Source organism: Actibacterium sp. 188UL27-1, from assembly GCF_016901225.1.
Lineage (GTDB): Bacteria > Pseudomonadota > Alphaproteobacteria > Rhodobacterales > Rhodobacteraceae > 188UL27-1.
The window spans coordinates 110,846-132,608 of sequence record NZ_JAFEUL010000006.1 but is presented as its reverse complement, the minus strand read 5'-3'; the positions used below and the strand labels follow the sequence as shown (position 1 = coordinate 132,608).

General features: G+C 60.0%; 18 protein-coding genes and 1 tRNA gene. 14 read left to right on the top strand and 5 right to left on the bottom strand.

Annotated features, from left to right (window positions below; genetic code table 11):
• The first annotated feature begins 10 nt into the window (after positions 1-10).
• Positions 11-1,444: an NAD(P)(+) transhydrogenase (Re/Si-specific) subunit beta gene (locus tag IU397_RS10210; protein ID WP_204413053.1), complete on the top strand. Its 1,434-nt coding sequence runs from the start codon at positions 11-13 to the stop codon at positions 1,442-1,444.
• A 154-nt stretch (positions 1,445-1,598) separates the two neighbouring features.
• Positions 1,599-2,000 carry a VOC family protein gene (locus IU397_RS10205; RefSeq protein ID WP_239479715.1) on the top strand — a complete coding sequence of 134 codons (402 nt, stop codon included), beginning with the start codon at positions 1,599-1,601 and terminating at the stop codon, positions 1,998-2,000.
• A 123-nt stretch (positions 2,001-2,123) separates the two neighbouring features.
• On the opposite strand, the gene IU397_RS10200 is transcribed toward IU397_RS10205, so the two are convergent.
• Together IU397_RS10200 and IU397_RS10195 are read right to left on the bottom strand one after the other, a co-directional pair.
• The gene (locus IU397_RS10200; RefSeq protein ID WP_204413052.1) at positions 2,124-2,981 is read right to left on the bottom strand and encodes an alpha/beta fold hydrolase; all 858 of its coding nucleotides are present in this window, start codon (positions 2,979-2,981) and stop codon (positions 2,124-2,126) included.
• Positions 2,982-2,995: 14 nt separating this feature from the next.
• Entirely contained in the window at positions 2,996-3,544 is a 549-nt protein-coding gene (locus IU397_RS10195; RefSeq protein WP_204413051.1) for a pseudouridine synthase, read from the bottom strand.
• Between the two features lie 457 nt (positions 3,545-4,001).
• Between IU397_RS10195 and IU397_RS10190 the strand changes: the two genes are divergently transcribed.
• The gene (locus IU397_RS10190) at positions 4,002-5,300 is read left to right on the top strand and encodes a DUF3422 family protein (RefSeq protein WP_204413367.1); all 1,299 of its coding nucleotides are present in this window, start codon (positions 4,002-4,004) and stop codon (positions 5,298-5,300) included.
• A gap of 106 nt (positions 5,301-5,406) precedes the next feature.
• Here IU397_RS10190 and IU397_RS10185 read toward each other — a convergent pair whose 3' ends face one another.
• From IU397_RS10185 to IU397_RS10175, 3 genes are all read right to left on the bottom strand, one after another.
• Positions 5,407-6,369 carry an ABC transporter permease gene (locus IU397_RS10185; protein WP_204413050.1) on the bottom strand — a complete coding sequence of 321 codons (963 nt, stop codon included), beginning with the start codon at positions 6,367-6,369 and terminating at the stop codon, positions 5,407-5,409.
• Complete coding sequence (locus tag IU397_RS10180) at positions 6,362-7,369, bottom strand: ABC transporter permease (protein ID WP_204413049.1); 1,008 nt, start codon at positions 7,367-7,369, stop codon at positions 6,362-6,364. Before IU397_RS10180 ends, IU397_RS10185 begins: the two co-directional genes overlap by 8 nt.
• A 95-nt stretch (positions 7,370-7,464) precedes the next feature.
• The gene (locus tag IU397_RS10175; RefSeq protein ID WP_204413047.1) at positions 7,465-9,180 is read right to left on the bottom strand and encodes a peptide ABC transporter substrate-binding protein; all 1,716 of its coding nucleotides are present in this window, start codon (positions 9,178-9,180) and stop codon (positions 7,465-7,467) included.
• 360 nt (positions 9,181-9,540) lie between these two features.
• Between IU397_RS10175 and argE the strand changes: the two genes are divergently transcribed.
• The 11 genes from argE (at position 9,541) to IU397_RS10120 (ending at position 21,716) form a co-directional block, all read left to right on the top strand.
• The gene (gene argE / locus IU397_RS10170; RefSeq protein ID WP_204413045.1) at positions 9,541-10,707 is read left to right on the top strand and encodes an acetylornithine deacetylase; all 1,167 of its coding nucleotides are present in this window, start codon (positions 9,541-9,543) and stop codon (positions 10,705-10,707) included.
• A 141-nt stretch (positions 10,708-10,848) separates the two neighbouring features.
• Positions 10,849-12,012, top strand: coding sequence for a M20 aminoacylase family protein (locus IU397_RS10165; RefSeq protein WP_204413041.1), 1,164 nt, complete (start codon positions 10,849-10,851; stop codon positions 12,010-12,012).
• A gap of 198 nt (positions 12,013-12,210) precedes the next feature.
• Positions 12,211-13,419 carry a cyclopropane-fatty-acyl-phospholipid synthase family protein gene (locus IU397_RS10160; protein ID WP_204413040.1) on the top strand — a complete coding sequence of 403 codons (1,209 nt, stop codon included), beginning with the start codon at positions 12,211-12,213 and terminating at the stop codon, positions 13,417-13,419.
• A gap of 8 nt (positions 13,420-13,427) precedes the next feature.
• Positions 13,428-13,871, top strand: a complete 444-nt coding sequence (locus IU397_RS10155; protein WP_204413039.1) for a TrgA family protein — start codon at positions 13,428-13,430, stop codon at positions 13,869-13,871.
• Positions 13,864-15,003 (top strand): NUDIX domain-containing protein, encoded by a 1,140-nt coding sequence (locus IU397_RS10150; RefSeq protein WP_204413036.1) that lies wholly within the window; start codon positions 13,864-13,866, stop codon positions 15,001-15,003. The genes IU397_RS10155 and IU397_RS10150 overlap by 8 nt, the downstream gene beginning before the upstream one ends.
• Before the next feature lie 51 nt (positions 15,004-15,054).
• Positions 15,055-16,086 carry a cysteine synthase A gene (locus IU397_RS10145; protein WP_204413035.1) on the top strand — a complete coding sequence of 344 codons (1,032 nt, stop codon included), beginning with the start codon at positions 15,055-15,057 and terminating at the stop codon, positions 16,084-16,086.
• On the top strand, positions 16,083-18,458 hold the full coding sequence (locus IU397_RS10140) for a DUF3772 domain-containing protein (protein WP_204413034.1): 2,376 nt from the start codon (positions 16,083-16,085) through the stop codon (positions 18,456-18,458). Before IU397_RS10145 ends, IU397_RS10140 begins: the two co-directional genes overlap by 4 nt.
• On the top strand, positions 18,455-19,174 hold the full coding sequence (locus IU397_RS10135) for an alanyl-tRNA editing protein (protein WP_204413033.1): 720 nt from the start codon (positions 18,455-18,457) through the stop codon (positions 19,172-19,174). The genes IU397_RS10140 and IU397_RS10135 overlap by 4 nt, the downstream gene beginning before the upstream one ends.
• A 65-nt stretch (positions 19,175-19,239) precedes the next feature.
• Positions 19,240-20,064 (top strand): GMP synthase, encoded by an 825-nt coding sequence (locus IU397_RS10130; protein ID WP_204413032.1) that lies wholly within the window; start codon positions 19,240-19,242, stop codon positions 20,062-20,064.
• A 61-nt stretch (positions 20,065-20,125) separates the two neighbouring features.
• Positions 20,126-20,215, top strand: a tRNA-Ser gene (locus IU397_RS10125).
• Positions 20,216-20,555: 340 nt separating this feature from the next.
• A complete protein-coding gene (locus IU397_RS10120; protein ID WP_204413030.1) occupies positions 20,556-21,716 on the top strand; it encodes an acyltransferase family protein in 1,161 nt (386 codons plus the stop codon).
• The last annotated feature ends 47 nt before the right edge of the window (positions 21,717-21,763 follow it).

The following is a 21,763-nucleotide window of genomic DNA, read 5'->3' as shown; positions in this document are numbered from 1 at the left end:
GGCAGGGACAATGGAAAACGCATTCACGATAGCGGCCTATGTGGTCGCCGCTGTTTTGTTCATCCTCTCGCTTGGGGGATTGTCGGGCCAGGAAAGCGCGAAACGCGCCGTCTGGTACGGCATTGTCGGCATGGCCATCGCCGTGGCCGCGACCCTGTTCGGCCCTGGTGCAGGCCTTTGGTGGCTGTCGATTGTGCTGATCGCCATTGGCGGGTTCATCGGCATGCAATTGGCCAACAAGGTGCAGATGACGCAGATGCCTGAACTGGTCGCGGCGATGCATTCGCTGGTCGGTCTGGCGGCGGTTTTTGTGGGCTTTAACGCCGATATGACCATCAACCTGGTCGAGGCTGCCAAGGTTGCGGGGGAGGCCGTGACGGGCAGTTTCTCGGAGTTGGTGGCCAAGAAGGACGCGGTCGAGATCACGATCTTGCGGGTCGAACTGGCGCTTGGCATCTGGATTGGGGCGGTGACCTTTACCGGATCGGTCATTGCCTATGGCAAGCTCGCGGGCAAGGTGAACACGGCGGCGATCAAGCTGCCCGGTGGGCATGTGCTGAACGCGGCCGCCGCTGCCGGATCTCTGTTGTTGCTGATCATGTATCTGTCCGGTGCGGGCAGCTGGACGCTGATCCTGATGACGCTCTTGGCGCTGTTCATCGGTTACCACCTGATCATGGGGATTGGCGGTGCAGACATGCCGGTCGTCGTATCAATGCTCAACAGCTATTCCGGCTGGGCGGCGGCGGCGATTGGTTTCAGCCTGGGCAATGACCTGTTGATCGTGGTCGGTGCCTTGGTCGGCTCCTCCGGTGCGATCCTCAGCTACATCATGTGCAAGGCGATGAACCGGTCCTTTGTCTCGGTCATCTTGGGCGGCTTTGGTGGCCCGGCGGGCGAGCAGATGGCGGTTGAGGGCGAGCAGATCGCCATCGATGCCGATGGCGTGGCCACGGCCCTGGACGAGGCTGATAGCGTGGTCATCATACCTGGCTATGGGATGGCTGTGGCCCAGGCCCAGCAGAATGTGGCGGAGCTCACCAGCCGTCTGCGCGCCAAGGGCAAGTCCGTCCGGTTTGCGATCCACCCCGTGGCAGGGCGGTTGCCGGGCCATATGAACGTGCTGCTGGCCGAGGCCAAGGTGCCCTATGACATCGTGCTGGAGATGGACGAGATCAACGATGATTTCCCGGACACAGACGTCGCCATCGTCATCGGCTCCAACGATATCGTCAATCCGGCGGCGCAGGACGATCCGAATAGCCCCATCGCGGGGATGCCGGTGCTGGAATGCTGGAAGGCCAAACAGGTCTTTGTCAGCAAACGCGGCCAGGGAACCGGCTATTCCGGGATCGAGAACCCGCTGTTCTTTAAGGACAACACGCGGATGTTCTACGGCGATGCCAAGAAGAGCCTGGACGAGTTGCTCACCCGGATCAGCTAAACTGACATCACAAAAACCAAAGGCCCGCCCGCAATGGCGGGCCTTTTTCGTTGCCGACGCCCTTCCTGAACTCAGGTTTTGATACAGTACTGACAGATGATGATCTAAGATCCTGAAATCGGACGGAAGAGAACTGGCTTGAGGAGTGTGCAAAGTGATTGGCTACACAATGTTGGGCACAAAAGACCTGGCGCGATCCAAGCTTTTCTACAATCCGCTGTTCCATATGATGGGGCTGTCGTCCTGCTACGAGGATGAACAGGTCGCATCTTGGGGTGATAAGAAAGACGACACCGTACCTCGGTTTTTTTCCTGTTATCCGTATGATGGAAAATCTGCCAGCGCTGGCAACGGCGCCATGACGACGTTTCGACTGGCAAGTGCATCCGCAGTCGATGAGTTGTATGACATGGCGATGCAGTGCGGTGGGCACGATGAGGGCAAGCCGGGATTTCGCCCCGAAAGATATGGCGACAAATTCTATGTTGCCTATGTTCGTGACCCTGACGGCAACAAGCTGGCCTTCGCTTGCTACGATGGAAAATCAAATCCGTAGGTTTCGGTTATTCGACCTACTGACACGGCGATCCGCTGACATGCCCTTCGACTTGATTGGCCTCGGTGCATCGCTTGGATGGAGGATGCGTCTGCCTCACCACTCAGGGTGGGGACGGTTGCGTCAGGAATTTTGCAGAACCTCGCGGACTGTGGCGTAGGCCCGGGCGGGTTGGTCGGGAAAGATGCCACGGCCGCAGGCGTCGAACCGTTCGAATTGAAGCAGGTCGGGCCTGACATGGTGTGCAATCTCTTCGGCGAAGGGCATCGGCGTGATCGGGTCTTGGGCGCCCGCCATCAGAAGGACGGGGCAGCGGACGTTGGCGAGGGAGCCGCGGAAATCCATCCGGCCCTGTTCATTTGCCGGGCCGTTGAAATGGATCGCCACATCGTCGCGGCGCTGAATGCGGTGCAGCCAGTCAGGCGCGGCACCCCGACCCGCAACGGTGTAAAGCGGCACGCAAATTTCCCGAGAGCGCGCGCGACTTTCCACGGTGGGCGTGCCCCAATAGGCGCGGGCGGCGGCTTCGGCTTCGGGCCCGCCAAGGGTGGCGAAGGCGGCATAGACCTTCGCAAAATCCATATGCGCAGCGGTGCTGGCCAGGATCAGCTTGCCGGGATGATCTGGGTAGCGGGTGGCATAGGCTTGTGCGACGAACCCGCCAAAAGACACGCCCAGCACCACGGGTTTCACGATGCTCAGGGTGTCGCATAGCGTTTTCAGGTCGTCAGCCCATTGGGCGAGCGTCCAATCCGCCGGATCGTCACCGGTGCTGCACCCATTCCCGCGATGATCGTAATAGACGATCTGAGCCGCGTCGGCCAATGCCGAGAAACCCGGCTTATACAGGCTGTGATCCGCGCCCGGACCGCCATAAAGCAGGATCAGTGTTGGTTTTTCCCGCATCGCTTGACCATCGGGTACCAGTCCGGCCCCGTCGATATCTACATAAAGTCGTGCGCCGTTTAAGGTGATATGCATGGGAGAGCCTTGCTTCAGGAGGATGCGGCGGCGTCGCGCCATGCGCCGGGGGAAAGGCCGTCGAGTGTCCATTCCCCCACCGACCAGCGGATCAGGCGGAGGGTCGGATGGCCTACATGCGCGGTCATGCGGCGGACCTGGCGGTTACGACCTTCGGTCAAGGTGAGTTCGATCCAGGTGTCGGGGATGGATTTGCGCACGCGGATCGGCGGATCGCGGGGCCACAGCCTGGCGGGTGCGGAGATCCGGCGGGCCTTGGCTGGGCGTGTCGGTCCGTCTTTCAGGGTCATGCCACTGCGGAGCGCATGCAGGGCGGCGTCATCGGGCCTGCCTTCGACTTGGGCCCAGTATGTTTTGGGCCGCTTGGCATTGGGATTGGCAATCTGGGCCTGCAGCTTGCCATCATCGGTCAGGACAAGCAGCCCCTCACTGTCGCGATCCAACCGGCCTGCCGCATAGATGCCTGGCATGTCGATATGGTCGGCCAGGGTCGCGCGCCCGCCGCCATCGGTGAACTGTGAAAGCACGCCGAAAGGTTTGTTGAACAGGATGATGCATGCCATGGGTCAGGCTTGGTGCATGTGGATCTGGCGACCCGCGCTCTTTGCCGGAAAGCCGGAAGTTGCAGGATCAAGTCCAACGGTGCGCTGGGTTTCTGTCAAGGCCGGGATGTGGCTGTCGGCCCTAATGAAACCTTGATCCCGAAACGGCGCGGTTGCTGACCGGTTCAGATCGCGCATGGTCAGGTCATGGCCGCAGATGTCACAGTCAATGCTCTGTCCACTGAACTCTTCCAAACCAATACACCCTATTTTCATACATTACCCCATCGCACCTACTGCACATATCTTGGGAAGCGTCCCCGGGGAAGGAAAGCAAAAACCGTGCTGGTCGTTGGGTGGCACCAACCCCATGGAAGGAAAGGCAAAACTGAAACTGTGGACAATGGTGTTCCGAAGGTTCTGTTATTTCAACATGTTAGTCGTTTACACGCCGCATCTGCCGCTCTATCTGAGCCCCATGAAAGATACGACGCGCCCTGTGATCACCGACTTGCCCCAGCGCTATGAGCTGGCCAATGAACTGCATGCACGGCCATTCCCGACGTTGCAGGCACCGTGCCATGCAGTGTATTTGGCGATCAAGCCAGCGAAGGATGCGGCCCAGAGGGACCGGGACGAGGATCGGACGCATCTGCTGGCCTTGCTGGACCGGTTCGGGGCGACCCATCCAAAGCCGGGGGCCACGCATTATTTTGGCGACCTGGGCAAACACAAGATCAAGTGGGAATCCCATACGGAATTCTCGACCTACACGATCTTTACCAATGGGGTTGCCGAGCGCCCCTTTGATCCGGCCACATTCGACGTGTTTCCCCCCGATTGGTTGGCGGATCTGCCGGGTCATCGCCTTACCTCGGCCCTGATCCGTGTGGAGATGCTCGAGGGTGACGAGACGGAGGTTATTCAGCGGGCGACCGACTGGTTCGTGCCCGAAAGCGTCGCCGTCAGCCATGTATTGGACGGCTCGGCGATCATCTCGGGTGATTTTCGCATCGATACGGCGGGCCATATGCGGTTTGCCCTTTTCGTCAAGCCGGGCACGGGCAGCCGCAGGGTGGGCCGGATCGTGCAACGACTGGCCGAGATCGAGACCTACAAGAGCATGTCGATGCTGGGCCTGCCCATGGCGCGGGACCTGTCACGCCACATGGCAGATCTGGACCGGCAGTTGACTCAGCTTATGGGGGACATGACGGGCACGCTGGCCCGGCCAGAAGAAAGTCTAACGGCGCTGCTGTCGATCGCGGCAGAGCTGGAAAACCTGCTGGCCAGGTCGACCTTCCGCTTCGGGGCTACCGGCGCCTATGAGGCCATCATCCTGGAACGGATCGAGGCGCTGCGCGAAGTTCGTATGGGCGGACGCCAGACGTTCAAGGAATTCATGACGCGCCGGTTCGATCCAGCAATGCGCACCATCAAATCTACAGAAGCCCGCCTGCAAGCCATGGCGCAACGCGCAATCCGCGCAGGCGATCTGCTGCGGACCCGCGTGGATGTTGAACGGCAGGCCCAAAATCAAAAACTTCTGGAAAGCATGGATCGCCGAGCCGATCTGCAATTGCGCCTGCAAAAGACGGTCGAAGGTCTGTCTGTCGTCGCTATCAGCTATTATGCCGTAAATCTGGTGGTCTACATGACAGGACCGGTGGGACAGGCGGCCGGTCTGTCAAAGCTGGTCATGACATCGATCACAACCCCGCTGGTAATCTTGGCCGTTTGGGGAATGGTCCGCCGGATCCGCCGAAAGATGGAATAGCCTCATCATGTGTCTAAAAATATCCCCGCCGGAGGCACAAAATCAGTCTGTCGGGACATTTGTATTCTGTGCCTCCGGCGGGGATATTTTTAGACACATGATGGGATCAACGACCTCGTATACGCGGGTCGAGGGCATCTCGGAGGCCGTCGCCGATATAGTTCACACTCAAGACGGTGAGGCTGATGGCCAGGCCGGGCCATATCACGCGTTCGGGAAAGCGTTGCAGGCGGTCTGTGGCGTCTGACAAAAGCTTTCCCCAGGTTGGGAAATCTGGCGGAAAACCCAGACCGAGGAAGCTGATGGCGGATTCGGTGATGATCGCCGTGGCGAGGCCCAGGGTGGCGGAGACCATGATGGCCGACATGACATTGGGCAGCAGATGGCGCAGGATCATGCGGAACGGGGTCGTCCCGATCGACCGCGCGGCCAAGACGAATTCCCGTTCTTTCAGGGCAAGGATATCGCCGCGGACGACACGCGCGGTTTGCATCCAGCTGGTCACGCCGATCACAAAGACGATCAGCAGGAATGTCCCTGATTCCGTTCCGAATGTTGCCCGCAAAGGTTCTCGAAAAAGCAGCATCATGACCAGAAGCAGTGGCAATAGCGGCAAGGCCAGGAACAGATCGGTCAGCCGCATCAGGATGCCATCCAAGCGTTTGAAATAGCCTGCCAGCACACCAACCGTGGCGCCAATGATCAGCGCCAGAAGCATGGCCACCCATCCGACGGACAGGGTGATGCGGCCGCCAGATATCAGCTTAGCAAGAAGGTCGCGGCCCAGATTATCCGTCCCCAACGGGTGCCACCAACTCCATTTCACAGTGCTTTCTGCGCCGGAAAAGAGGCCGATATAAACCGGCCGCATATCCTTGGCCCGGATATCCAGCTTTTGCGGGTCGAACGGCCAGATGTAGGGGCCCAGCACGACGAACAGGGTGATGAATACCAGAAAGCCGCCACCCCAGAGTGCGCCGCGGTGGGATTTGAACTGCCGCCAGATATCAGCCAATTGGCTATGGGTCGGAGCCTCCGGTGTGGTCTCGGTCAGGATGGCGTCACTCATACCGGATCCTCGGGTCGAGAATGCCGTAAAGGACATCGGCAATCAGATTAAAGAGTACGATCAAGACCGCGAAGATAAAGGTCAGGGTCTGGACCATGGGCAGGTCATTGGCCTGGATTGCGGTGATCAGAAGTTGGCCCAGACCGTTTACCTTGAAGACCTGTTCGGTGATGATGGCCCCCCCAAAGATGGCGGGGATGCCGAGTGCGATCACCGTGACCACAGGGATCATCGAGTTGCGCACCACATGGACCATGACCACTGCGCGTTCCCGCAGGCCCTTGGCCCGGGCGGTGCGGACGTAATCCTGATTAAGGTTGTCCAGCATGGAGGCGCGCATGAAGCGGCTGATCTGCCCGGTGATTTGCAAGGCCAGTACCATGACCGGCATGATCATCTGCTGGAACTGCACCACGAAACTGTCCCAGTCCGTGACGCGGTGTGTGGTGTCATAGATGGACGGGAGCCAGCCAAGGTTCACCGAAAAGATCACGATAACCAGCACGCCAGAGAAGAAGGGCGGCACCGAGAAGCCGATCATCGAGATCAGCGTACCGGCTTGGTCAAAGACTGAATATTGTTTGTAAGCCGAATAGATCCCAATGGGCAAAGCGACCAGGATCGCCACGATATACGCAGTGCCGACAACCCACAGGGTCTGTGGCATCCGCTGGGCAACCAGATCCATGACCGGGCCGCGGGTCTGCCACGAGATCACGCGCTGTTTGCCCTCCGCCCAGGTGGTGTTGAACATGATGTCGAACAGGTGCATCGGCTCGATAACGAAAAACTGGTAAAGCCATTTGCCGAACCGGATGGGCCAGGGCTGGCCAAGGCCCAAGGCCTCACGCATCTTTTGCTTGACCTCTGGCGGCACGGTCAGGGGCACTTGCGCCATGGGATCGCCGGGGGCGAATTCCAGCAAGGCAAAGATCACCAGGCTGATGAACAGCAAGGTCGGCACGGACAGAACAAGCCTGCGGATCGTGTAGGTGAGCATATAGTGGAAATACCCCTGATCGGGTGAGCCCGAGGCGAAATCTCACCCCGGGCCCCGAGTTTTTGGCGGGGCGATCTGGGCCCCGCCACGCTGCATCAGTTGGTTTTGATGCGGTACCAGTCAGATGCGTTCCACAACTCACTGTCCCAGACGTTTAGCTTGACGCCCCCCAGCGAGTTGGCATGGGCCGACAGACGACCACGGTGAACAAGCGGGATCAGGGTATTCGCTTCGATCAGCATGTCGTTGAGTTGAATCGCGATCTTGGCTCGCTCATCGGGATCGGCGGTCTCGGTCAGGGTCTTATGCAGGGCATCATAGGCCTCGTCACAATACCGGCTGATATTCTCACCCTGCCATTGGCTGGCGGGAGAGGGCGCCTTGTCGCAAAGATAGTTGCCCAGGTAGCTTTGGGGATCGGTGCCGTTGAAGGTGTTGGCGTACATTTCCAGATCCGCATAGAATTTCTGGAATGTATCGGGCGAACCCGGATCGCCGCCGAAGAAGACAGACGCATCGACATTGCGGAGTTCGGCCTCAACGCCGATCTGGCTCCACCAATCCTTGATCAGCGCCTGGAAATCCTGACGCACGGCATTGGTTGAGGTCTGGTAGAGGTAGCTGAGGCGCACGCCATCCTTGGCACGCACACCGTCGCCGCCCATGACCCAACCGGCATCATCCAGCAGCTTGTTGGCCGCGTCCAGATCCTGGGTCGAGCAGTCGAAGGTCGTGGAATTGTAGATCTCGGGCGCAGGCACCAGATTGCAGGTGACCTTACCGGCCTGTCCATAGCCAATTTCGACCAGCAGCGGCCGGTCGATGGCGAGGCTCAGCGCCTTGCGCACAGCCGGGTCGCCCAGGGATGGATGCGGGCGCACGACGGCGCGTTCATCGGGGCCAAGTGCCGGATCGGGGTTGGTGTTGTTCACCATGATCCGTTCGACCAGCGGGCCGAAGGCTGCAACCGGGACGCCCTTGCCGCCTGCTTCCATCTCGGCGATGACATCGGGGGCGAGTTGCAGGTTCCAGGCATAGTCGAACTCACCTGTTTCCATCACGGCGCGGCCTGCCGCTGTCGCATCGCCGCCACCTTTGAAGGTGACACTGGCGAAGGCCGGTTTGCCCTCTTCGCGGTAGTTTTCGTTGGCTGCCAAGGTGATTACGTCATTGGGCTTGAACTCTGTCACCTTGAACGGACCGGTGCCCAGGGGGTTGAAGTTCTGCTGGGTGCATTCGGGTGCCTTGGCGCCCATGCAATCGGCGAACTGCGCGGCCTGCAGGACCGGCACCTCTGCGCCCGTGAAGGGACCGTAGGGGTTGGGTGTGGGCTTGTCGAAATTGATCACCACGGTCATCTCGTCCGGCGTTTCGACGGAAGACACCCCTTCGAATTTCGTCAACTGCGCACAGCCGCCTTCCGGATCCATGCAGTAATCCGCGGTGAACTTGACGTCAGCCGATGTGAAGGGCGTACCGTCAGACCAGGTAATACCCGGTGCGATTTTCCAGGTGACGCTGGTCAGATCCTCGGAGATGCCGCCATTTTCCAGGGTCGGTACCTCGGTCACCAACCAGGGTGTCAGAATGCCGGTTTCGTCGTAGCGGGCGAGCGGTTCGATGATCAGCGATGCGCTTTCCTGATCCTTCGTGCCCCCCGAAAGGTAGGGGTTCAGGATCGACGGTGCCTGCCAATAGATGATGCTGACATTTCCGTCGCGGCCGCGCTCGCCCGAATGCCCATCGGCAAACGCAGCCGGCGCGATGGCAATGGCTGCTACAGCCCCCAAAAGGGCGGTTTTAAGGGTCATTGATTTCTCCGTTGTTGGTGTTCGTCCGTCTTGGCGCTGATGCACCATCGGTTGGTCCGTTGAGACGGTTGATCCATCTTGCGGGGGCCGGTTGCCCGGACCGTCGATCTGTTCGACGCAGTTTTGCGGCACCAAGCCTTGTCCCCCTCGTGGATCGCAGCTCACGGGTGCAAGGTCGCCCAAAGCGATCCCGTGGATGCTCAAGAGGTTATCATAGAATAAATCGGGGGCAATAATTTCCTCTACGTCAGTGCCTTGGAGGGGGCATGTGCTTAATCATGCGGCATTCTTACGCCAAACTGTCCTTGACCCAACGCAGTCTGCGCCACAGGTATGCGATCGACAATGAAAAGGAATCCCATGGGGCAGATCGATACGCCGCGGACATTGCTCGACAAGTTGGTGTCATTTCCTACCGTGTCGCGCGACAGCAATCTTGACCTGATCGACTGGGTCGAAGGGTGGCTGGACGGCCACGGGATTGCCGCCAATCGGGTGTACAACCGGGCCGGCGACAAGGCGGCGCTTTATGCCCATGTGGGCCCCATGGAGCCGGGCGCGGTTGTATTGTCGGGCCATACCGATGTGGTCCCGGTCGATGGGCAGGACTGGACCAGTGATCCCTTTACCGTGGTCGAACGGAATGGGCGCCTTTACGGGCGTGGCACTACCGATATGAAAGGGTTTGACGCACTGGCGCTTTGGGCGATGGCGCAGGCCGCTCGTTCAGACGTTAACCGGCCCCTGCAGATCGCCCTGAGCTACGATGAAGAAGTCGGCTGCCTTGGCGCGCCTCCCATGATTGATCACATGCTGCAATCGGACATGCCGCGGGGTGATACGGTGATCGTGGGGGAGCCGTCAGAGCTGACGTGTGTCACAGGTCACAAGGGAGGTTTCGGCTGCCATATTACTGCCCGCGGTTTTGAGGTACATTCATCGATCATGCATACCGGCGTGTCCGCCATCATGGAGGGCGCGCGCCTGATCGACTGGGCCAATGCCCAGAACGCACGCAACCGCGCAGCCACACCGAGTGATGTCGCCGCGATGTTTGAGCCGTCTTGGACCACCGTTCATTCTGGGACGATCACGGGTGGCACGGCCCACAACATTACGGCGGCCGAATGTCGATTTGGTCTGGATTTCCGCATCATCCCTGACGAAGACGCCGATCAGTGGCGGGCAGAGATGTATGCCCAGATCGCCCGGCAGGAGGCCGAGATGAAAGCCATCGCCCCTGATGCCGGGTTTGTCGTTGACGAATATTTCCAGGTGCCCGCTTTAAAGCCGGAGCAGGACGGCCGTGCCGAAACGATGATCCGGCGACTGACCGGTGACAATGCCTCCCACGCCGTCAGCTACGGGACAGAGGCCGGTCAGTTTCAGGAGCGCGGGTATTCGGTGGCTGTCTGTGGGCCGGGCGATATCGCCCAGGCGCATCAGCCCGATGAATATATCACGGTTGCGCAATTCAATGCGGGCCAGGCGTTTATGGAAAAACTGGTGAATGAGTTGCGCCAGTAACAAATCGCCCAACCCATAACGGCGGTCGCATCAATAATGGTGCGCCGCGTGGTCGCGTGGTCAGCGAAATACCGGGCCCCGCCCTTGCCTGTGACCCGCAATCACCCCATTTTTCGACCAAGTCACAATGAAAGATTTCCAATGCCCGTCAAAAACCGGTTCGCCGAACTTCTGCCCGATATCACAGCCTGGCGCCGCGACATTCACACCCATCCCGAACTTCTGTTCGACACCCACCGCACCAGTGCCTTGGTGGCCGATAAGCTAAAGGAATTCGGCTGCGATGATGTTGTGACCGGCATTGGACGGACCGGCGTCGTCGGGGTCATTCGAGGGCGGACCGACACCGCAAAACGGGTGATCGGGTTGCGGGCTGATATGGATGCCTTGCCAATCGAGGAGGAGACGGGGGTGGAGTATGCCTCATCCACACCGGGGGTGATGCATGCTTGCGGGCATGATGGCCACACGGCAATGCTGCTGGGGGCTGCCAAATATCTGGCTGAGACCCGGAATTTCGATGGCACGGCCGTCGTCATTTTCCAACCCGCCGAAGAGGGCGGCGGTGGCGGTCGCGAGATGTGCGAAGATGGCATGATGCAGACATTTGGCATCCAGGAAGTCTATGGCATGCATAATTGGCCCGGACGCCCGGCGGGATCCTTTGCCATCCGGCCCGGTGCGTTTTTCGCCGCCACGGATCAGTTCGACATTTATCTGGAGGGGCGGGGCGGTCATGCGGCCAAACCCCATGAGACCATTGATACCACGGTGATGGCCAGCCATCTGGTTTTGGCCCTGCAAACGATCGTTAGTCGCAATGCCGACCCGATTGATCAGGTCGTGGTCTCGGTCACATCGGTGGAGACATCGTCAAAGGCGTTCAACGTGATCCCCCAGAAAGTTCATTTGAAAGGGACCGTGCGGACCCTGTCGCGCGACATGCGGAGCCTGGCCCAAAAACGCCTGACCGAAATCTCACAGCAGACTGCGGCAGTTTTTGGCGGCGTCGCCGAAGTGACGTATCACCGCGGCTACCCGGTGATGGTCAATCACGACACATATACCGAATTTGCCGCCGATGCCGCGCGCGAGGTGGCGGGCGCATGCGACGAGGCACCGCTTGTCATGGGCGGAGAGGATTTCGCGTTTATGCTGGAAGAGCGGCCCGGCGCCTACATCTTGGTCGGCAACGGTGATACGGCGAATGTTCATCACCCCGAATACAACTTCAATGATGATGCGATTCCGGCCGGATGCTCCTGGTACGCTCAGATGGTCGAAAGCCGCATGCCGGCCGCCTGATCACCGGTTGACGGACCGGTGATGGCCCATCCACGGGCCATCACGCGGCACAGTCAGCCGTTGATCTTACCCAAAGCTGGAAAACACGCCGGCTGCGCGATTATTTCCGTGTTCCATTTGATCCGATAACCGATGCGGTTAGTATCAGTTTAGGTGAGGGGCGTGCGCTAACGCCTTGTGCGTACAGGGGGAACGACGATGATCAAAACGACCGTAAAGGGAGAGGCAAATCTCCCGCGGTACTTTGCGGCGGCATTTCAACAGGCAGACAAGGCAGATTTCGGCAGGCTGGACATCGTGCTGCCAGATGGGCGGATCTTTCGTAATGAAGGCAGCAAGCCCGGCCCAATCGCCAAGATGGATGTTCACAATGAGGATCTTTTCGCGCGGCTGATCCGGGATGGCCATATGGGGTTCAGCGAAGCGTATCTGGATGACTGGTGGTCGACACCCGACCTTCAGGCCTTTATGGATTTCATCCATCACGACAATGACGCGATCTATGATGGCTTCCCCGGTCTGTTCTTTGTGCAGACCTATGAACGGATGCGGCACTGGTTGAACTCAAACTCCCGCAATCAGGCGCGCAAGAACATCTCGTACCACTATGATCTGGGTAACCAGTTCTACGGTCTGTGGCTGGATGACACCATGACCTATTCCTCTGCCAAATTTGAGACGGGGCAGGAGAGCCTGGAACGCGCCCAGACCCTGAAATATGCCAGCATGGTTGATGAGATGGGTGCCCGTGAGGGGGATCATGTACTGGAGATCGGATGTGGCTGGGGCGGGTTTGCCGAATATGCTGCCGCCGAACGCGGCTTGCGGGTCACCGGTCTGACAATCAGCCAGGCCCAATATGATTTCGCCGTCGCCCGGATGAAGCGGCTGGGCCTCGAAGACCTGGTCGAGATCAAGCTGCAAGATTACCGCGACGAACGCGGCACCTATGACGGTGTTGCCAGTATCGAGATGTTCGAGGCTGTAGGGGAACGATACTGGCCGACCTATTTCGACAGCCTACACCAGCGCCTGAAGCCCGGGGGCAATGCCACGCTACAGATCATCACAGTTGCGGAACGACGGTGGGAGATGTACCGAAAAGGCGTTGATTTCATTCAGAAATACATCTTTCCCGGAGGAATGCTGCCCAGCCCTAACGCCCTGCGCGCGGAGATCGAGACGGCCGGGCTGGCCATTCGCAATTCCGTTGAGTTCGGGCCATCCTACGATCTGACGCTGCGCCGCTGGCATGAAGCGTTCAATGCGCGGTGGGATGAGGTATCTGCCATGGGATTTGATGAACGATTTCGTCGGATGTGGAATTTTTACCTCACCTCCTGCGCTGCCACATTTTCGTCGGGAAATTGTGATGTAACGCAAATTACCGTGACAAAACCAAGCTAGACCTCGACATGCCCACATTTGCCAAACTCGTTTCTGGGATCGCCTTCGCGTTGGTTGCGATGTTTGCGTCATCCGTCTTCATCCCGCTATTGCCCGAAGGGACCCAGGTGGGGATGCTTATCCCGCTGAACTCCTTCATCGGGTTTCTGTGCGGCTGGCTGGTGCTGGGGCGTATGGTCGGCAAGGGGTATTACTCTGCCGCGGGCACAGGTGTGCGCACATCCTGCACGCTGTTGTTCTTTGCGCTGCTTTTGTGGTCTTGTTACGAAATGATCGTACTCTCCACCCGGTTGCGATATGACGGGCCCATGCAGGCCCTGACTGACATGATGGCCATGATCGTGGAATACGGGTTGTTGATGGGCACGGATATGCAAGGTCCGATTATCCTGTTGGTGGGCGGTATTCTGAGCGGCTTTCTAGCCGAATGGAGCGCGGAGCGGTTTGCCTGACGACACGGGTATCGCTCCGCTTTTTCTTTATGGAACATTGCGGTACGGCCCGTTATTGAAGTTGGTTCTGGGTAAGGATTTCGCAGGTGAGGTCGTGGCAGCAGACCTTCCGGACCACGCCGTTCATGCCGTTGAAAATCAGATTTTCCCGATGGTACGGTTGTGTCCTGGCCACATTGTCGAAGGCGTGTTGGTTCGGGGTCTGACCCCCGAAGACGTGGCCCGGTTGGATTTCTACGAAGCCGGATTTGATTACATATTGCGGCCTGTGACGGTCCGGGTCGGCCCCCGGGACGTCAATGCCCGGATCTACTGGCCCGAGACTGCGAATTGGGTGCCTGCTGACCTTTGGGATCTGGACGTCTGGGCAAAGAGGTGGGGGGAATTGACACTGTTGGCCGCCGAGGAGGTGATGAACGCCTATGGCCACGCGGATCCTCAGCAAATTGTGGCTCGCTTTCCGTCAATCCGCGTGCGCGCCCAGGCCCGGTTGAATGCACATCAGACCGCGCCAACCATGCTCCGCTGCCGCGCGGCTCCCCATGATGTGATAGTCCAGAACAAGACCACGCCCTATATCGGTTTCTTTGCGATTGAAGAATACACGCTCACCCACCGTGCCTTTGACGGTGGTCAGGTTGATCCGATCCACCGGGCCATTTTTGTGTCTGCCGATGCGGCGACGGTGTTGCCCTATGATCCGGTGCGCGACCGGGTCCTGTTGATCGAACAGTTTCGCGCCGGTGCCATGGCCCGCGGCGATGCGCAGCCCTGGCTGTTGGAGGCCATTGCGGGCCGCATCGACCCCGGGGAGACGCCCGAAGAGGCGGCTCGCCGTGAAACGCGGGAGGAGGCGGGGCTGGATCTGAAAGACCTGATCCCGATTGGCAATTATTACCCATCGCCCGGGGCGATCACCGAATATCTGCATTCTTTCATCGGCATTGCGGATTTGCCCGACACGGCGGCGGGCATCGGTGGGTTGGCCGATGAGGGTGAGGATATTCGCAGTCATCTGGTCAGTTTCAGCCAGATGATGGATCTTCTCGACAGCGGGGAGATCGGGAACGCATCGCTGAACCTGTCCGCTTTGCATCTGGCGCGGCTGCGCGATAGCCTTCGGGACAGTTGACATCACAGTCGGCGCCGATAGTCAGGTCCGACCAGATGAGAAGGGCCCGCCATGACAATCCGAACCGATCTTGCCGCTGCCGTGGGCAATACGCCCCTCATCCGTCTGCGCGCAGCGAGCGAGGCGACGGGATGCGAGATCCTCGGCAAGGCCGAGTTTTTGAATCCGGGCCAGTCGGTCAAGGATCGCGCGGCGTTGTTCATCATCCGCGATGCCGTCGCCCGCGGGGATCTGAAACCGGGCGGGACCATTGTGGAAGGAACCGCAGGCAATACCGGGATCGGTCTGGCGCTGGTGGGCGCATCGATGGGATTCAAGACCGTCATCGTCATCCCCGAAACCCAGAGCGACGAGAAAAAGGACATGCTGCGCCTGGCCGGTGCGCATCTGGTCGAAGTTCCGGCTGCGCCCTACCGCAACCCCAACAACTTTGTCCGCTATTCCGGCCGTTTGGCGGCTGAACTTGCCCAGACGGAACCCAATGGCGCGATCTGGGCCAATCAGTTCGACAACACCGCCAACCGTCAGGCGCATATCGAGACGACGGGCCCCGAGATCTGGGAACAGACCGGCGGCAAGGTCGATGGTTTCATCTGTGCCTGCGGGTCGGGCGGCACGCTGACCGGGGTTGCCATGGCGCTGCAGAGCAAGGGGGTCAAGATCGGACTGGTCGACCCCCATGGCGCGGCTTTGTTCAGCTATTACACCGATGGGGAATTGAAATCCGAAGGCTCCTCTATCTCCGAAGGGATCGGGCAGGTGCGCATCACCGCCAATCTTGATGGGCTCACACCGGACTTCGTCACCCGGATATCGGATGCAGAGGCGCTGCCCATCGTTTTCGACTTGCTTGAGCATGAGGGGCTGTGCATGGGCGGCTCGACCGGGATCAACATCGCAGGTGCCATGCATATGGCGCGCGAGATGGGGCCGGGGCACACAATCGTAACCATCCTGTGCGACTACGGCACCCGCTATCAGTCGCGCATCTTCAATCGCGCGTTTCTTGAGGAAAAGGGCCTACCCTTACCCAATTTCATGACGCAGACGCGATCAGATATCCCGGCGGTGTTCGAAGCGTGAGGGCGTTTTTCTACCGTCTTTGCCTGATTTTGCTGATCGTCTGTGCCGGTGTCACGGCCTGGGCGCAGAACACGGGCGAGATCGATTATGAGGAGTGGAACAACGTCGCCCAACGCGCCGAAGGGGTGGTGGCGGCTGGCCGGGCCTCCAACGCCGCGCTGGAGGTGCTGCGGGAAAACCTGGCGGAGTGGCGGGCGCGGTTCCTTGAGGCGCAGGACACCAACCAGACCCGGATCCGCACCGTCGACGAACAGATAGAGGCATTGGGCCCCGCGCCGGAGGAAGGCGAGACTGAGGCGGATGAACTTGCCCTCAGGCGGGAGCAGTTGGAGACACAGCTTGCCGACCTGCGCGCGCCGGTCATTCGCGCCGAGGAGGCCTTTAGCCGTGCGGGCGGCCTGATCCGGGAGATTGACGGGATCATTCGCGCGCGCCAGGCGGAGGATCTATTCAACCTTGGCCCGTCGCCGCTGAACCCGGTCCATTGGGAACCTGCGCTGCTGGCGCTGCAAACCACCTTTCGGGATCTCGGCCAGGAATGGACGCGGTTCTTTTCGTCACCGGCCAATCGCGCTGTGGGCCTGTCACGTCTGCCTGTCATCATCGGGCTGACGGCCCTTGGCATCCTGTTCCTGCTGCGGGCGCGGCGCTGGAGCTTTCGGGCGCAGCGCAAGGCGCGGGAGCTGACGGCTGATACCTGGCATTGGCTGGCGGAGACCCTGGCGTCGAGCCTTGGGCTGTTCCTGCCCATGATCGGCGGCGGCATGTTGATCGCCGCCGTAACGGCGACCGGTGCCATAGCCCCCGTGACCGACCGGCTGCTGGAGGCGCTGTTTGACGCCTTGGTCTCGATGGTCGTGGCGTCATGGCTGGCCAATACCCTGTTCCCGCGGACGCCGCTCGACAGGCCCTTTCTGCCCATCGCGGAGGATCGCCGGCCTGCGGCGCGCCGCGCGTTTTACGGGTTGGGCATTGCGGCGATGGCCGTGTCCCTGGCGGTATTCCTGGTTCCACCGGTGGGGGCGGACGAGGATATTGAGGTTATCTTGTTCTTCCCCGCGCTCTTTTTAGCCGGTTGGTTCAGCTTCCGGTTGGGGCGCTTGTTGTCAGAGCCCGTCTCCCGCGAGGAGCCCGCCGAACATCAGGAGGGGCCTGCAGAACTGGGCTACCGCGACCGGGTGATCGGTGTCTTTGGCAAGATCATGATGGTGTTGTCGGTGCTGGGTGTCGTGGCCGCAGCAATCGGGTATTCTGTTGCCGCCAATGCGCTGCTGCCACCGCTGGTGGAGACGATTGGCGCCTTTTCCATCGTGCTGGTCGCCAACCGTGTCCTGACTGAACTGTATGCCGCCCTCACCGGTAATCGGGAGCGGTTGTCGGAAAGCCTGTTCCCTGTCCTCACGGGGATGCTTCTGGTCCTGATCGCCTTGCCATTTCTGGCGCTCAGCTGGGGCGCGCGGGTCGCGGACCTGACAGAGCTTTGGGCGACTTTCCTCGAAGGGTTCTCATTTGGCGAAACACGGATCAGTCCCGCCAATTTCCTGACATTCGTTGCGGTTTTCGCCGTTGGTTTCCTGCTGACGCGGATCATCCAGGGCACCTTGCGCAACACGATCCTGCCCAAGACGCGCATCGATCCCGGTGGCCAGACGGCGGCGATCTCTGGCGTGGGTTATGTGGGCATTTTCCTGGCAGCGCTTCTGGCGATCACGACAGCTGGGATTGACCTGAGCGGTCTGGCCATCGTGGCCGGGGCCTTGTCAGTGGGCATCGGCTTTGGCCTGCAAACCATCGTGTCGAACTTTGTCTCAGGCATCATCCTTTTGATCGAACGCCCGGTCAGCGAAGGGGACTGGATCGAGGTTGGCGGCGTGATGGGGACGGTGCGCAGCATCTCGGTCCGCTCCACCCGGATCGAAACCTTCGACCGCACGGACGTGATCGTGCCGAATGCCGATCTTATTGCCAGCCACGTGACCAACTGGACCAAGACCAACCTGACAGGGCGCCTGATCATCCCGGTCGGCGTTGCCTATGGCACCGATACGCGCAAGGTGCAGGCGATCCTGCAGGAGATTGCCGAGGATCATCCGATGGTGATCATCAAGCCCCCTCCCTTGATCGTTTTTGCGGGGTTCGGCGCAGATAGCCTGGATTTTGAGATGCGGGTGATCCTGCGCAACGTGAATTTCAAACTCGGGACCCAGACCGACCTGAACCACGCCATCGTCGAACGGTTCACGGCAGAGGGGATCGAGATTCCGTTTGCCCAGCGAGATGTCTGGTTGCGTAACCCCGAAACCCTGCGCGGCCAACCGGAGGCCGGGCCCATTGGTCCGCCCCTTCCCCCAATGACGGAGGGGTCGTCATGACCCAAAAGCTGTTTCTGGAACATCCGTATATGCGCGACTGGGAGGGGACGGTGATTGGCCAAACGGCCGAAGGTGGCCTAATCCTGGAAGCGGCGATCTTTTATCCCCAAGGCGGCGGTCAGCCGGGCGATAGTGGTATCCTCCATTGGGAGGGCGGCCAGATCGAGATTGCGACCACCGTGAAAGGCGACAGCGACACGATTGTTCTGGTGCCTGCGGAACCTGCGCCCTTGCCCGCTGTTGGCACCAACCTGCGCCAGGCGCTGGACTGGGATCGCCGCTATGCGCATATGAAGATCCACACGGCGTTGCACCTGCTGTCGGTCGTCATCCCGCTGCCGGTTTCCGGTGGGGCGATCACGGCAGAAAAGGGTCGGTTGGACTTCAACATGCCCGAGCCGCTGGAGGACAAGGGCGCGGTGGAGGCCGCCTTGCAGGAGTTGATCGACCGGGACCTGCCTGTCACCGAAAGCTGGATCTCTGACGCCGAATTGGAGGCCAATCCGGGGCTGGTCAAGACGATGTCTGTGAAGCCGCCCATGGGGGCTGGCCGGGTCCGTCTGGTACGCATCGGGGCGGGGGAGAGCCAGGTCGATCTGCAGCCCTGCGGTGGCACCCATGTGGCCAGCACGGCCGAGATTGGCCGGATCCGCCTAGGCAAGTTGGAGAAAAAAGGGCGGGAAAACCGCCGCGTGAACCTTCACCTCGTGGGGTAACTCCAGCATATACAACTGTCACATCCCCTTGCTATCATTGAATTAATTGAAGCAGGAGATCGTCTATGTCTGATTTCAATCACGCCACGATCCGGTTTGCGGTCTGGAACCTTGCCGGATTTTCCCTGGACGGTCAGGGGATCCGGCCCGACAGCACAAAGGCCGCGCGGCAAGCCGAAGGTCTGGCGCTTTTGGATGCCGAATTCATATGCCTGGTCGAGGTTTCTCCCCTGAACCATATCGAGCTGCTGGCCAGCAAGATCCGGGAGGATTACGGGGTCACGTATAACCACACCATCCTCGAACAACCCGAAAGCGGGCTCCATATCGGTTTTCTCCACAAGTCGGGGGTCGAGGTCGGCAATCCGCGATTTATCGAAGGATCCGAGGGGACCTATAGCAGCGGGCGCCGGGCCATCGCGGTGGATGTGAAGGCCCGGGGGTTGAACGCCATTGTCGTGGGTGTTCATCTGAAGTCGGGCCGCGACCGACCCGAGCAGAGGATCCGTGACAGCCAGTGCGACGTGATCGGGCGCTGGCTGACGGAGGTGCGGGACACGCCGCCCCTGGGCCGCCGTTCTCTGGTTTTGATGGGGGATTTCAACATGATACCGGGACAGGATGTATCAAATTTCCACCTGCTGGGCGGTGATGACGTGATGGATTTCGTGTCAAGCTGGGATCTGCAGGACCGGTTTTCTCATATCCTGGAAAAAGGGCGTGCGAACCTGTTGGATGGCTTTGCAGTTTCCCGAACGTTTTCAACCGATTATGTTCGCGGCTCCTTGCTGTTGTTCCCGATGCATTGGACGCTGGACATGGGGCGGGAGAGGTTCCGCGACGAGGTCTCGGACCACTTGCCATTTGTGGCGTCGTTCCGGGTTTTCTGACCCGAACAAAGCGCTTAAAGGGTTGCCAGCGCAGCCCGATTGGGGCTACACCGCCCGTCACGGAGCGGTGGCCGAGTGGTCGAAGGCGCACGCCTGGAAAGTGTGTAGGCGGGAGACCGTCTCCAGGGTTCGAATCCCTGTCGCTCCGCCACAGGACCTTTGCGATACGAGGGACCTGCGACCGGCCTTTCAACCTGAAATCATTAATGCGGCGCGCGGTTGCATATGCATGGAAAACGGGGTTTCGGGAAGAGAGCGGGTTAAGGCGCTGAAACGGTCTGAAAAAACCGATACAGAAACCATGCACAATCGATATGTATTCCATACATGTGATCCCCGGTTTCGGCGCTGTAACCTGCGTCTAAGATCGTTGCGGGTTAACGTCTGTCATCCACCCTGAAGTTGCATTTTTGTGGTCCGGCGACAGAATTTTCGATTGTGCCTCCGGCGGTGTGGCATACCCTTGCGCCATCTCGCGCAGGAGCGGTTGGATGACCCGTCGGTATGATCTGGATTGGCTGCGTGTCATCCTCTTTGGCATTCTGGTTGTGCACCATGCCGCCGTGGGCTTTGCGCCGTTCGGGGCAGAGATCTATGGCTTTGCCAATGACCGGCTGGCTGGCGACGGGTTGTCGCTGGCGATTTACTTTAGCCATACCTGGCGGCTTCCCGCGCTGTTCCTGATCGCGGGGATCGGGATGTATTTCGCGACCTCACGCGGGTTTGGTGCGCGCTTCATCGGGCGGCGCGTGCTGAATTTGGTGCTGCCCGCAATGTTTGCGACCTTTGTTCTGAACCTGTTCGCGGGTCATGCGATTGCCTGGGCCAACGACCCGACCGCGCGATTTGCCGACACGTTGACAGACTGGTGGCTGTCACCAGAGCCGCGGCAGGTTATGCATGTCTGGTTTCTGGTCAACCTGACGATTTACACCATACTCTGCTGGCCGCTTTTTGCCCTGCGGGCGCGGTTGGAGCGGTTGGACCTGTCGCCGCCTCTGATGGTGGCGGCCCTTGTCGGTATCGTGACGCTGATTGCCGTCGCATTCAAACCCTATGCCAGCGCGATCGCGGGGGATGGGTATCAGTTTCCCTGGTATCTGGGGATCTTTGCCAGTGGGTTCCTGATCGGCGCGCAGCACGGGGCGGTGTTGGCCTGGCTGGCGCGCTGGTGGTGGGCGCTGCTTGTGGCGGGATTGGTCGGGTTTGCCATCGATGTGGGTATCCTGGTCACATACCTGGCCAGCAACACGGCGCTTGGCATCGCGTTGTCCGAAGGGGGCTGGGCAGCGGCGGGTCTGGCACCGGCCTATGGTGCGGTTCCCGTGATCTCTGCCACCGTTAAGGGCGTGAATGCCTGGTGCCTGTCGCTGACGGCGTTGGGGATGGCGGCGCGATATCTGAACCGTCCGGGCCGGGCCTTGACCACGCTGGGCCGGGCGACCTTTCCGATTTATGTGCTGCATTTTCCGATCACGCTGATCACCTTGGCCGTTTTGGCGCAGGTGCCCTGGCCCTGGGGGTGGGAATTGTTGCTGTTGATTGCGGCCGTTTATGGCCTGACCGGGGGGATTTACGTCCTTGCAGACCGCTCCTCTTTTCCGGCCATTCTCATCGGGGGGCGGGCGCGCAGTGCCGGGCCGGTTCCCTAGATGCGGCCCATTGCGCTGCATCAGGCCCGTGGGCATATAGGATGAAA